Below are 13,986 nucleotides of genomic sequence, written 5' to 3'. Positions count from 1 at the left end.
AACACCTTTATTTGTATAGTAATTTTCGCTTACGACTTTGTCAATTTAGGCCTCATTGTCGCAGTTAAACATCACAACCCGATGATTTTAGTGGCTTTGATATTACTCCGCTGACTAGATTATCTCAGCCAGAGCAGTGAATTGTTGTTATAAAATAGCTGAAGTATTGCACGCCATTAAGCCGCTATTTAAGATATAATGTCCCGCAGATTTCTGGGAGGAAGAATGGACGTATCATCATTATTAGACGGCCTAAACGATAAGCAGCGTGAGGCAGTCGGCGCGCCACTTTCAAATATGTTGGTGTTAGCGGGTGCCGGTAGCGGTAAAACCCGTGTATTAACTCATCGTATTGCGTGGTTAATGCAAGTAGAACAACAAAGTCCATATTCTATTTTGGCAGTGACCTTTACCAATAAAGCCGCGGCAGAAATGCGTGAACGGGTTGAAAAGGTTGTGGGCACAAATATGGGGCGCATGTGGATAGGTACATTCCACGGTTTAGCTCACCGCTTACTTCGCACTCACTATCAAGATGCCAATTTACCGCAAAGCTTTCAGATTATCGATTCAGACGATCAGTTGCGTTTATTAAAACGTATTCTTAAAAGCCTTAATTTAGATGAGAAGCAATATCCTCCTCGTCAGGCCCAAGGCTATATTAACGGTAAAAAAGACCAAGGTTTGCGCCCTAAGCATATTGATGCGGGTGGTTTTCCGATTGAACAAAATTTACTGAATATTTATAAGGTTTACCAAGAGTCTTGCGATCGCGCGGGCTTGGTCGACTTTGCTGAGATTTTATTGCGTGCTCACGAATTATGGCTCAATAAGCCACACTTACTGGCCCATTACCAAGAGCGCTTCCGTCATATTTTAGTCGATGAGTTTCAAGATACTAACGCGATTCAATATGCGTGGATCCGGGTGTTAGCCGGTAATACTGCCAATGTGATGATAGTTGGTGATGACGATCAGTCTATTTACGGCTGGCGTGGTGCGCAAATAGAAAACTTACATCGTTTCTTAAAAGATTTTTCCGGTGCGACCACCATTCGTTTAGAGCAAAATTATCGTTCAACCGCGAATATTTTGAATGCTTCTAACGCGGTTATCTCTAATAACCCTGACCGTCTAGGCAAAGAGTTATGGACCGAAGATAAAGATGGTGAGCCGATTTCAGTTTATTGCGCCTTTAATGAGATGGATGAAGCCAAGTTTATTGTTGGTCGCATTAGCGACTGGCATGACAAAGGCGGTAGTTTGAGCGAATGTGCTATTTTATATCGTTCAAATGCGCAATCACGGGTATTAGAAGAGGCTTTTTTACACAAAGGGTTAGCGTACCGTATTTACGGTGGTTTACGCTTTTTCGAGCGCCAAGAAATTAAAGATGCGATGGGCTATATGCGTCTGATTAATAACCAAAATGATGATGCGGCATTTGAGCGTGTGGTGAATACCCCAGCTCGTGGTATCGGCGATCGTACTTTGGATATTATCCGCTCAACCGCAAGACAGCATGAGCTGACTCTGTGGCAAGCTTGTGTGAGTTTAATTGAAGAAAAGGTCCTTGCTGGACGTGCGGCTAATGCCATCAATGGCTTTATGGAACTGATTATTGCAATGCGTACGGATACGGCAGATATGTTGCTGTACCGCATGGCAGATAGCGTGATTGATCGTTCTGGCTTGCGTACCATGTACGAGGCTGAAAAAGGCGAGAAAGCCCAAGCGCGAATTGAAAACTTAAATGAATTAGTCACCGCCGCGCGCAGTTTCGAAATGCCTGAAGAGCTTGAAGACATGGGCGAGTTAAATGCCTTTTTGTCTCATGCTGCATTAGAAGCTGGCGAAGGTCAGGCTGACGCCTTTACCGATGCCGTTCAGTTGATGACTTTGCATTCTGCTAAAGGACTTGAGTTTCCAATGGTGTTTATGGCGGGCGTTGAAGAAGGATTATTCCCGAGCAAGATGGCATTAGACGAAGGCGATCGTTTAGATGAAGAACGCCGTTTGTGTTATGTCGGAATGACCCGTGCCATGCAAAAACTGTATATCAGTTATGCTGAATCTCGTCGTATTTACGGTCGTGAAGATTATGCCAGCCCATCGCGGTTCATTAATGAGATTCCTGAGAAATTTGTTGAGCAAATTCGCATTCGTGCGCAGGTCACGCCATCAATTAGTCAGCGTTTCCCTGCTCGTGCAGCAGCGGTTACTGTGACTAAAAAACCTCATGGTTTTAATGATACAGGCCATAAAGTGGGTTCTAAAGTGAAGCACTTTAAGTTTGGCGAAGGGGTTGTGACTAGCTTTGAAGGTTCTGGTGAAAAAGGCCGTGTACAAGTTAATTTTGTCGATTTTGGCAGTAAATGGCTGTTAGTGTCATTAGCAAAATTAGAGCGTTGTTAAGGTGTTTCGCTGGCAAAATCAGGGAGAGATGAAACCAATGTTATTGCAAGACAAGCTGCATGCTTATGCGCGACTGATGCGGATTGATAGACCTATTGGCACCTTACTTCTGCTTTGGCCATGTTTAATGGCCTTAGTGTTAGCTGCTCAAGGGTTACCAGATATTAAGGTACTGGTGATTTTTGTGGTTGGCGTAGTCATTATGCGTGCTAATGGCTGCATTATTAATGATTTTGCTGATCGCAATTTAGATGCTCATGTTGAGCGCACCAGTATGCGTCCTTTAGTATCGGGAGAAGTGTCTGTTAAAGAGGCACTGAGCTTATTTACAGTCTTAGGTTTGCTTGCGTTTAGCTTAGTGTTATTACTCAATCCATTAGTCGTGCAGTTATCTGTGGTCGGGATTGTGTTAACAGTGATGTATCCGTTTATGAAACGGGTGACCAACATGCCACAGATGTTTTTAGGCATTGTGTGGAGTTGGTCAATTCCGATGGCCTATGCCGCTCAACTTGGTGAAGTGCCAGTGGAAGCTTGGTGGTTATTTATGGCGAATTGGTGTTGGACGGTAGCGTACGACACCATGTATGCCATAGTCGATCGTGACGATGACTTAAAAGTCGGCATTAAATCAACCGCCATCTTGTTTGGTCGCTTTGATCGACAGATTATCGGCATATTTCAACTTGCTGCCCTAGGGTGTTTTGTTATGGCTGGGCTGGTGGCCGATCGTGGAGTTATTTATGGCTTGGGCATTATCAGCTTCATTGGGTTTGGTGTGTACCAGCAACGATTAATCTTTGGTCGTGAACGTGCACCATGTTTTAAAGCCTTTTTAAATAATAACTGGGCAGGCATGGTAGTGTTTATTGCACTTGCACTAGATTATATGATTTAAGGTTTGTGGTTTATTATCTTGTGGCAGGGATGCATGAAAACAACTGTTTGGTTAATCGTCGCGATAATGTGTTGTTGGTTATCCCTCGCCAGTGCGTCAACTCACAATGATGCTGTACTGGCTGGCTTACCAAACAACACTGCTGATGTGCATTCTTCTGCTGCGCTAGTTAATATTCCTCGTACCCGTCAATTTGTGCTTGAAGATGGTGATCGCCACTATCAAGTGATGATCAAATTGCCAAAAGATTATCGCCACAATAGCACTCATCGTTACCCTGTCGTCTATATGACGGATTCTATGTATAGCTTGCAAGTGGTGTCTGGTGCGACGCGATTTCCAATGAACACCAATATGATGCAGCAAGCTATTTTGGTCGCTATTGGCTATCAGAGGCCAAGTGAAGGTTCGGCGAGTCGGATCCGCGACTATACCCCAAGTCACGATGCGAGTTGGAAACTACCTACTGGCGAGGCTAAGCGCCATGTTGCCTTTATCAGCCAGGTTGTTATGCCCTTTATTGCAAAAAACTATCGAGTCGACACCCAACAAAACACCTTTGTGGGTAATTCGTTAGGCGGGTTACTCGGCGCATATATTTTATTAGAACAGCCAAAGCTATTTGCGTATTACGTGTTGGGTAGCCCATCTCTATGGTTTGATAATAAACAATTATTGCAGCAGTTTGCTCAGCGTTTCCAGCAAACGCCAGCAATATCTGCCAAGGTGTTTATTGGCATTGGCGAATTAGAAAAACCTCCTTACACCCATGATGGTCATCAGATGATTACCGATGCGCGCGCTTTTTTTAAACTACTCCAATCTCACCCTTCTGCTCAAGCAGGTACATTACAGCTTAAATTTTTGCTCATCCCTGAAGCAGACCATTCAATGGCTTTTCCAACCACGGCAATACACGGTTTATCTTGGCTGTTTAAACGAAGCATCTAGCTAAGATCCATTGTCGATCCTTTATATCCTGTAATCATTTCCTGTAACCATTTTTGTGGCAATCAATCTGCGTACAATTCATTTTTGCTGATATGTTAATAACTTGTTTTATTTTTATTTACCCCCATATCAATTTCTACAGCGCAGCATTAATTAAACTGAGATTACCCAAGGATGAGTATTGAATGAGAGCAACAGTTAAGTACCGGTTAGTTTTTTTAGTGTTAATGCTATGCAGTTTTTTCTTAGGCGTTCAGTTAACCCCAGCGTCGTTAACGAGCCATGCTGACAAGTTGATGCTGGGTATTATTTCAGCGCTTTATTTTGTGTTGCTACCACTGTGTTATTGGTATTGCATTATTAAAATGGGCGCCCAGAAATTGTGGAAAATAATAGTTATTTTCAGTTTAAGCAGCTTGGTTGCACGGCTAAGTTTTCCTGCAGAAATTGCCCATTACTTTGAGTTTGTGGCCTGGCTGCGCTACCCAATTATTGCCGTGTTATTAGTGATCCAACTGTACTTAATTGTCAGCGTCGCTCGTGGCTTGATTAAGGTACGAAAGTTAAAGGGCGATCCTCGAGTTGGGGCGGTGGAAACCTATCGAGATGGTGATGATAAAAGCTTAACTATCGCGCTTATTATGGCCAGTGAAGCGACTAACTGGTTTTATTCTATCCCATGGTTTTCACGTCATCATCCACCAGTAATTGCCAATATCAATCTTGTTAGCGCTACACGCTGGCATGTGTGGTTAATGCTTATCGGTTGTGTTGGTGCGTCGAGTCTGAGTTACGTATTACTGGCATCGTGGAGTGAGTGGGTGGCGATTATTGTCTCAAGCATCATTGCCTATACCTTGATGTCTATCGTGGCTAACCATCGACTGTCACGCTATTACTCTTTATATTTTATGCGAGACAACCTAGTTATCAATAACTCCTTGTGGGGATTTATGGTGATAAGCATGACCGATATAGCCAGTGTGACGCATCAAGAATCAATCGAATTAAATAAAGATCAAGCAGAAACGATTATGATTGGCCGCGGACAATGTAATGTCATTATTACTCTAAACCGTGCGGTTATTTATCATGGTGGTATGGGTCAGTTACCTGAACCCATGAAAACGGTGTATTTGAGTGTGGATAGTCCGCAGCGGTTCATTCAGGCGCTTAACAATAGTAGAGTTACTGTGGCTGAGTAATCTTCAAAAACGCATAAAAAATGCGCTGATGAAAGCGCATTTTTTTGTGAGTAAATCAGTACTGGCTAACTAAGCCCACGAGCTAATTTGTCGATTAGTCTCGCACTAATGTGGTTAAGTCAGCCGGGCGGTAATAAACTGACTTTAATACCTTACCTTGACGAACCACTTTACCGGCCATATCAACGTCTTTAGCGCATTTAGCGATAATAAACTCACCTTTAGTACTACCAACAATTTCAACACCTTGTTTGGCATAGTGGGCAATGGTTTCAGCTAATTCTTGCTGGTTGCGGCACACTTTGCTCATGTTGCTTGAATGCACTTCATTCCAACATTTAATAAAGTCTATTTCACGGTTCTTAGCCACGTTAAGCAATAAATCGACAAGATAGCTTATCTCTAAACGATCGCTTACCTGAGTCGCTCCTAAGTGCACTAAACGGCCCATTAACACGTAGACAGAATCAACAATAGCATCAGCTTGTTCAATACGAGAATCCGCTTCGGCAAGCTCGGTCATTTCTTCGATAATCAGTGATGTATGCAAAGTGTCTGCTTTATGATCAAGACTGGTCTCGTCGTTGACGGGTAAGTCAAATGTGCTGCGAAACTCAAAGATATCGCGGTATAAGTGATCGTAAATTGGTTGAGTTAATTGGCTGAGTTGCATGGGCTTACCTGCGAAAAATAATGTAAGCTAATTTTAAAGAATTGATCAGCAGAATACAAAAAATTGCCTAATGTTTTTTGCAGTAGGCAATCATTTTTTTATACTCTGAAAGTGTGGCGGAGTTCTTTGGCTTTATCTGCGTGAGTTTTAATATTTAATGCAGCAACTTCAATCACATTTAAGCTTGCCAAGTTACTGTGGCTTAATTCTGTAATCGTATGGATATTATTGGTTACCTCTGCGGTAACCCGTTTTTGTTGCTCTGCTGCAACAGTATTTTGTTGTGTAAACTGGTTTATCTCATTCACGCTTTGATAGATATCTTCAAATTTTGTCGAGGCAAATCCTATGTCCCTTGCGCAAGTATCAGCCTGAAGTTTACTGGCTTGCATTTCGTCGGTCCAATTAATAAGCATAGCATGCATAGATTGCACGCTTTTAGAGATGAGCTCTGTTGAGAGCTGAGTTCTACTTGATAAGGTTCGAACTTCATCTGCTACGACGGCAAATCCACGCCCCTGCTCGCCAGCACGTGCGGCTTCAATGGCAGCATTAAGTGCAAGCAAATTAGTTTGCTCAGCAATGCTTTGAATTTCTTGCATGGCATTAGACACATTATCTGCTTCTTTATTTAATAAGTGCGCATTCGATGCCGCTGCCGAAACTGAAGTCGCTAATCGCTCAATACTATTACGGTTAGCGTGCATTTCCGTTCTACTTTCAAGACACACTTGCTGTGCCTTGTTTACATGATCTGAGGTCGATATCGCATGTTGGGCTATCTCTGCAACAGAGGAGTTCATCGCTTCAATTGCGCTGGCGATTTCATCAATTTTATTTTTTTGTTGCTCAATACTATGATTAGCTTCTTGAGCAGAATGAACCAGTTCATTGGCGATATGATGTAAGTTGTTACCTTGATCTTGTGAGCGACCAAGTACCCCTTGCATTTTCGCCTGATTCAGAACCTGTTGAAATTCCAATACTGAAATACTGTCGTTACCACAATAGACTAATCGACTAACTGAATCATATTGTTGTTGATATTGGTTGATCTTATTCGGCAGTGAAAAGAGTTCTTTGGTAAATAATAGTGTATTAACCAGTGCTAAAGAGAAGATCACTGCTGCCATGGTCCAATTAAAAACTACACCACAGCCAATGATTGCAGCCAAGGTTATTGACGCGCCTAACCAGCGTTTATGTTGGCTAGTCATGACATAACTGGCCGTTTTTCCTTGTTTTATTTGGCTGTAAAGTTTTTGGGCATTAGTAATGTATTCAGGCTTTGCTTTAATGCGTACCGATTGGTATCCAGTAATTTGGCCCTTTTCATACAGGGGAGAGACAAAGGCATCAACCCAATAGTAACTCCCGTCTTTACAGCGATTTTTAACAATTCCACGCCACGATTCACCAGCTTTGAGTTTATCCCATAATTCTTTGAAAGCTTCTGCTGGCATGTCGGGATGTCTGACAATATTGTGATTATGAGTGACGAGTTCTTGCTCACTGAACCCTGAGATTTTAATGAACGTCTCATTGGCGTAAGTAATGATGCCGCGTTTGTCTGTAATTGATACCAGCTCGTCATTAGCATTAAGACTGACTTCTTTATCGATTACGTCCTTGTGTCTCATTGGCATACTTCCATTATTGTTCGACTTTTAACGGGAAAGTCATTGTGCTGCTTTCCTCACAATTATAGTGGATATCAAGATATAGATCATATTAGTAAATAGCTATTATCATTACCAGAGATTAAATAAATATTTAATTTGGCAATAAAAAAACCGACATATATGTCGGTTTTAGTATTGAGCTATGGATTCAATTTTGCATAAATGCTGGTATTGAAATTAAGCCTATTTTATAAATGCGAAAGCATCACCATACAAATGGGCTTCTTCAATCCCAAGCTCACGGAACAATTCTCGTGCCGTGCCAACCATATCAAAACGGCCAGCAATGTAGATGTCGTAGCCATTCAAACTGACAAAGTCCTGCTTAATCTGCTCGAGTAAATTGGCTTTTTTACCTTCCCAGTTACCGTCAGCAAGTTCTACTACTGGAATAAACTCTAACCAAGAATGCTCGGCATGCCATTGACGGGCGATGTCTTGATAGTACATGGCTTCTTCGTTACGGCAGCCCCAATACAATTTAGTCTGAATGGTTTCGCCGTTGGCAATCTGTGCTTCAACGATACTTTTGATATATGAAAATCCAGTACCACCCGCAATTAAGATCCGCGGTCTGTGGCTTTCGCTACGTAAAAAAGCGTCGCCAGCAGGTGCTTCAATATCAATATGGCTTGCCGTTTGTAGTCGTTCAACGACTTGCATGGGATAACTTTCACTCACAGCAGCACCAATATGCAATTCTATTAAGGCAGCATTTGGGGCAGAAGCAATGGAAAAAGGACGTTTGTCTTTTTCACCCATGACCACAGATAAGTATTGGCCAGCTTTAAAATCAAAGGCTGCTTCGGGTTTAAGGAACACTTGATATACAGCGTCATTAAACGGGGTGACTTTTTCAATCTGACAACGAATGGTTTTCATCTAACGTCCTTTAAACCCTTTTATAATTTTTTATCAATCAGTTAATTATAGCTATTTACGACCTAACCGGATCACTATGGTTACAATGTTGGCACATCTTCTATGCCGAGATCATCCCAAATTTGGTCGATTCTTTGTTTTGTTGTCTCATCCATCACAATGGGAGTACCCCATTCTCTGGTGGTTTCGCCTGGCCATTTATTGGTGGCATCTAAACCCATTTTCGATCCTAAACCGGCAACGGGTGATGCAAAGTCAAGGTAATCGATAGGGGTATTATCCACCATCATGGTATCGCGAGTAGGATCCATCCGTGTGGTAATAGCCCAAATAACATCCTGCCAATTACGGCAATTGACATCCTCATCAACCACAACAATAAATTTGGTGTACATAAATTGGCGAAGGAATGACCATGCTCCCATCATGACACGCTTGGCATGACCCGGATATTGTTTACGGATTGAAATGATTGCCATACGATAAGAGCAGCCTTCAGGCGGCAGATAAAAGTCAATAATTTCAGGGTATTGTTTACGTAGGATAGGAACAAATACTTCATTTAATGCCACGCCTAACATAGCCGGTTCATCTGGTGGACGGCCGGTATAGGTACTATGATATATGGCATCTTTACGGTGAGTAATATGGGTCACGGTGAATACTGGGAATGAGTCTGTTTCGTTATAGTAACCCGTGTGATCGCCGTATGGACCTTCTACTGCGGTTTCATCAGGATCGATATAGCCTTCAAGAATAATTTCGCTGGTGGCTGGTACTTCAAGATCGCAGCTAATGGCTTTACAGACCTCGGTACGTTCGCCGCGCAACAAGCCTGCAAAGGCATATTCACTCATCGAATCTGGTACTGGGGTTACAGCACCCAAAATAGTCACAGGATCGCTACCTAATGCCACTACGACAGGATAACGTTCACCTGGATGAAGCTGTTTAAAGTCTTTAAAGTCTAGGGCTCCGCCACGGTGGTCCAGCCAGCGCATGATCAGTTTATTTTTACTTAATAACTGTTGGCGATAAATACCTAGATTTTGTCTTTTTTGTCGCGGCCCTTTGGTGATGGTTAATCCCCAAGTGACTAATGGTGCCACATCGCCTGGCCAGCAGTGCTGGATTGGCAACGCGGTTAAGTCGACATCATCACCGCTTTTGACTACTTGCTGACAAGGTGGATTGCGCACTGTTTTCGGCGGCATATTTAACGCTTGCCTAAACATGGGTATTTTAGCTATGGCATCTTTAAAGCCACTCGGTGGTTCTGGTTCTTTTAAGAATGCTAATAATTCACCGACTTCACGTAATGCTAAAGGGTCATCTTTTCCCAATGCCATAGCAACACGTTTAGGCGTACCAAATAAGTTAACCAGTACCGGCATGGTATGGTTGGTCGGATTTTCAAATAACAGCGCGGGGCCACCTGATCGTAAAACTCGATCAGCAATCTCTGTCATCTCTAAATGAGGATCAACAGGATAGCTAATGCGCTTTAACTCTCCATTTGCTTCTAAATGATCGATGAAGCTGCGTAAATCTTTAAAACTCATGTTTACCGCCTGTAAATCAAATCCAAACCACTATGGCGCGCACTATAGCATTTTTCTAATATAGGGTTAAGCCATTTGATAGACCTATATTGTTGATATCGACTTTAGTGATACTTAGCGTAAACTGGATGTTGTGAACCAGATTGTGGAGGTGACTTATGTGGGTGAACAAACCGTGGGTTTTGATGCCGTTATTAGGGCTTAGTGCAAGTGTAACCTTAACTGTGATGAGTTTGGTCAGTGCTCAGCCGCTGTTAGCGAACGAGTATTCTCAGCGCGTTTCTCATTCTGTCGGCTCTCAACATAATAACCATCGCCAACATTATAATCATTATCGACATCGTGACCCTTGGCGTTGGGGGATTGGTTGGGATCAAGGCTGGAGAGGTAACCAATATTGGGGACCGAGTATTGGCGTTAGTTGGAGCAATGCTAATAACTTGCGATACAATTCGGTTTGGAGAAATAATGATTATCCTAGTCGCTACCCCTATGAAAATCAGTTGAACGCAGTCTACCAGCCACAAGCTATCGAGGTTTTAGAGCCTGTTGCAGTCGCGCCACGGCAACAAACTACAACTAGCATTCAATATGCTCAAGGTTTGAATCATTTACCCGAAAATGCCAAAGTGATTCAGCGTGACAATGGCACTGTTTATGAGTGGCAAGGGGTAGAATATTATTTTGATTGGAATACTCAAACCTATGAAGTAGCCAAAGCGGATACTCGATGATCATCAGTATAGAAACAAAATTCAGTCCTGTGGTCAGCCTTAGCTTGATACATAGCTGTATCAGCCGCACTGATAAGTTCACGACTGTTTAAACCATCATCAGGCAGTACACTAATACCAATACTCGCCCCAACTTGTAAAGTGTGCTCGCCGATGGTTATGGGTTGCTTAATACTGCTCAATAATTGGTTTATTTTGTTTTTGATATCGATAGGTTCGGTGATCATATCGAGCCAAATGATAAACTCATCGCCTCCCAATCTACCGACAATATCAGTAGTACGCAGATTATTAACCAAACGATTAGCGATGGTCATGATCACTTCGTCACCAATGCTATGACCCAGAGAATCATTAATCTCTTTAAATTTATTAAGATCTATAAACAGTAATGCAGCTTGCTGTTCTCCGCGTAAATCACGTGCTATTGCGGCATCAATTTGCTTAATAAATGCGCGGCGATTATAAATCCCCGTGAGTTCGTCATGTTCGGCTAAAAAAATAAGCTTATCTTGCTGTTCAATCAATTTGCGGGTTTGAATATCAACTTCTTGTTTCAATTTTTCTTTTTTTATCGTGATTTGGGCTAATGATTGTTTCATTTCATTAAAATCATCCGCGAGTGCAGATAATTCATCGGTATCAAAAGAATTAATTTGACTGACGAGATCGCCTGCTGCGAGCGCTTCCATACCTATCTTGAGTGAGGCTAGCCCTTTCTTAAACCTAATTAGTGTCATAATAGACCAAGCTGTTACCATAATCGCTAACAGAAATAAGACCATTCCGACCATTAATAATAATGTTTGTTGTTTTTGACTCGCTTTTTTTATCGAGAATTGATGAAGCCGAAACATTTCTTCGGTCATTTCTTCAATAATCATGCTGTATTTCGCTTTAAATAATCGTTCAGCAGTCAGTGTTGATGCCACATTAACTTGTTTGCTGTGGAAGTCATGTTGAGTATTAATCAGTGATCTTATATTGGTATTTAATCTATTGATGTTGCTAATGATGAGTTTTTGCTGTGTCGCCCACTGAATATCTTCTGAGAGATCTTTGGCCAATTCGGCTTGGCGCAGATTAAGCTCTGAAAGCCCTCGATCATCGCTATACTCTTGGTAAAGCCATAGCTGACTGCGAAGACTATCAATGCTGACTTGCAATTTCATTGAGTAATTGAGTTGCCGGTATATTTGTTGTTGATAATGGTGAGCTTGTATCAGCGATAAACCGACGATCAATGTCAGTAATGAGCAAAGTGCAGCGGTTAGTTTAAGACGCTTAGATAACATCATAACTTACCATCCTGCCTCTAAGCTCATGAAGGTTTCAAATAATTTTCGATCGAAAATCTGTCTAAAATCGACACTGTTTTCTTTATCGACCAGTTGATTATCAATAGCCCATTGGCTTTGAGTTTGGATGTTAGAAAATAGCGCATTGCTGAGTGATAATCTAAAAGTATAGTCATTCCATGAGTAACGGAGTTGCGATGGATCGATATTCAAAATACGACTAATATTTTGCTGAGCAAGTTCTGGGTTAGTATGGATATAGTCAGTGGCATCACTAATTGATTTAAGTATAGCCAACCTTTCGGTGGTGGATAACGTCGTCTCTTTAAGCTCAATTAAGTTAAAGGATAAGTGATATAGGCCGCGGCTATTAATGACGCTGGTATCTGAGGTTACTTGTTGTGTTAATAAATAACTTAATGGCTCCCAAGCTGAAATAATATCAACCTCATTATTTAATAATGCTGGAATAAGTTCATCTGACCGCAAATATACTCGCGTGATAGGCTGTGCCGTTTTATTGTACATGATCAGTAAACTATCAAAGAAAAACTCACTAGCGCTGTCTTTGACTATGCCTATTCTGGCGTGCTGCAGGTTATTCAGCCGATGATATTTTTGTGGCGTTAGACTGAGTAATTTAAGATCATTATCTGATTCCACAAAGCTAGTTAATACTGAAAAGTTGCTCTGTTTAAAGCTATTAAACATGACGACAGTTTCCGAGGCGGTAGCCAGATCGACTTGCTTATCATTAAGGGCGTTAAAGCATTTTACCCCGCTGTCGTATTTAACTAATTCAACGTTAACACCATTCGCTTCAAAGTAACCAAGTTGTTTGGCAATAAAAACAGGCGACGAAAGTGGCGTGCTAGAAACCGCAATTTTAATGGATGCTTTATATGTAGGTGAAATCTTAGTGGATTGATGTGTTCTCTGTTCGCAACTGATGATGCTGGTTATGATAAAGATAAAAAAACAAATGCTTAACACCTTGGCCATAGGGACACTTCAATAATGAGTTAATGATACTAAGTGTAGTGAATTTATAACTATTTGATTGGGAATGTGACAAAAAAAGCCGTTTTTTTATCGTATCAGTCGATAGTTTTACTTTTTTAGTTTTAACGATAAGTGACAATTAAGAGGTATGTTGTGAACGGGTAAGGGAATATTTTCTTTTTTTAATCTTTATTTTTTAATTCAATAAGTTATTACATCTAAATTCAAGATGAATTTATGGGGCAGACAACTCAGCTAAAATCAGCATATTTAGCCGATTCTATATCAAAGTGCTCATTTTCTGTTCGTAATAGGCTGCAGTATAAATCGCTAATCGAGTACACGTTATTGTAATGATATTAGTTTTTTAAGTTAGCGTTTTATATGATTATGAAGTTATTTTAAGCTTGTTTGGCTAAGTCTGGGTCATCCTATATGAAAAGGCCCCATTGCATCCTTTGCTTTGGGGCCTTTGTTTGCATTGTCTGTTATTGTTTTTATGTTTGCTGTTGTAAAACCAACCCTGAGTTGGAGATTATTATTCTTTTGAGCTTGTCAGCCACAGGGTGGAATAAAAATGACGTTATTGGATAATAGAGTCTGGGGACCCAATAACGCCTTAACTGTAATGTTAGCCAATATCCTTAATGGCTAACGGTGAAACAATAAAGCGGCAAGGATGCA

Annotated in this window: 11 protein-coding genes; 5 read left to right on the top strand and 6 right to left on the bottom strand. The window is 41.4% G+C overall.

From position 1 onward, the window contains the following. The first annotated feature begins 225 nt into the window (after positions 1-225). The 4 genes from uvrD to H5164_RS07055 all read left to right on the top strand — a co-directional run bounded on the left by uvrD (position 226) and on the right by H5164_RS07055 (position 5,469). Entirely contained in the window at positions 226-2,415 is a 2,190-nt protein-coding gene (gene uvrD / locus H5164_RS07070; protein ID WP_124015093.1) for a DNA helicase II, read from the top strand. A gap of 37 nt (positions 2,416-2,452) precedes the next feature. Continuing rightward, the gene (gene ubiA, locus H5164_RS07065) at positions 2,453-3,313 is read left to right on the top strand and encodes a 4-hydroxybenzoate octaprenyltransferase (RefSeq protein WP_124015361.1); all 861 of its coding nucleotides are present in this window, start codon (positions 2,453-2,455) and stop codon (positions 3,311-3,313) included. A 33-nt stretch (positions 3,314-3,346) separates the two neighbouring features. After that, complete coding sequence (locus H5164_RS07060) at positions 3,347-4,264, top strand: alpha/beta hydrolase (RefSeq protein WP_182755361.1); 918 nt, start codon at positions 3,347-3,349, stop codon at positions 4,262-4,264. Positions 4,265-4,449: 185 nt separating this feature from the next. Further along, the gene (locus H5164_RS07055; RefSeq protein ID WP_182741598.1) at positions 4,450-5,469 is read left to right on the top strand and encodes a hypothetical protein; all 1,020 of its coding nucleotides are present in this window, start codon (positions 4,450-4,452) and stop codon (positions 5,467-5,469) included. Positions 5,470-5,563: 94 nt separating this feature from the next. Here the strand turns inward: H5164_RS07055 and H5164_RS07050 are convergent, their stop codons facing one another. The 4 genes from H5164_RS07050 to ubiD form a co-directional block, all read right to left on the bottom strand. Further along, on the bottom strand, positions 5,564-6,142 hold the full coding sequence (locus H5164_RS07050) for a nucleoside triphosphate pyrophosphohydrolase family protein (protein WP_182722374.1): 579 nt from the start codon (positions 6,140-6,142) through the stop codon (positions 5,564-5,566). A gap of 98 nt (positions 6,143-6,240) precedes the next feature. Next, complete coding sequence (locus H5164_RS07045; protein WP_259396757.1) at positions 6,241-7,782, bottom strand: PAS domain-containing methyl-accepting chemotaxis protein; 1,542 nt, start codon at positions 7,780-7,782, stop codon at positions 6,241-6,243. A gap of 225 nt (positions 7,783-8,007) precedes the next feature. Then, a complete protein-coding gene (gene fre / locus H5164_RS07040; protein ID WP_124015088.1) occupies positions 8,008-8,706 on the bottom strand; it encodes an NAD(P)H-flavin reductase in 699 nt (232 codons plus the stop codon). 80 nt (positions 8,707-8,786) lie between these two features. Next, positions 8,787-10,268, bottom strand: coding sequence for a 4-hydroxy-3-polyprenylbenzoate decarboxylase (gene ubiD / locus H5164_RS07035; protein ID WP_182696728.1), 1,482 nt, complete (start codon positions 10,266-10,268; stop codon positions 8,787-8,789). A gap of 158 nt (positions 10,269-10,426) precedes the next feature. On the opposite strand from ubiD, the gene H5164_RS07030 reads away from it, so the two are divergent. Then, a complete protein-coding gene (locus tag H5164_RS07030; RefSeq protein ID WP_182755357.1) occupies positions 10,427-11,002 on the top strand; it encodes a hypothetical protein in 576 nt (191 codons plus the stop codon). Here the strand turns inward: H5164_RS07030 and H5164_RS07025 are convergent. Both H5164_RS07025 and H5164_RS07020 read right to left on the bottom strand, forming a co-directional pair. Further along, positions 10,972-12,300 carry a diguanylate cyclase domain-containing protein gene (locus tag H5164_RS07025; protein ID WP_182722370.1) on the bottom strand — a complete coding sequence of 443 codons (1,329 nt, stop codon included), beginning with the start codon at positions 12,298-12,300 and terminating at the stop codon, positions 10,972-10,974. The genes H5164_RS07030 and H5164_RS07025 overlap by 31 nt on opposite strands. 3 nt (positions 12,301-12,303) lie before the next feature. Continuing rightward, positions 12,304-13,302 (bottom strand): ABC transporter substrate-binding protein, encoded by a 999-nt coding sequence (locus tag H5164_RS07020; RefSeq protein ID WP_182755355.1) that lies wholly within the window; start codon positions 13,300-13,302, stop codon positions 12,304-12,306. Positions 13,303-13,986: the final 684 nt, after the last annotated feature.

Source organism: Shewanella sp. SG41-3 (assembly GCF_014164545.1).
Classification (GTDB): Bacteria; Pseudomonadota; Gammaproteobacteria; order Enterobacterales; family Shewanellaceae; genus Shewanella; species Shewanella vesiculosa.
The sequence above is the reverse complement of the archived record's forward strand: the minus strand, read 5'-3'. Positions and strand labels throughout refer to the sequence as shown.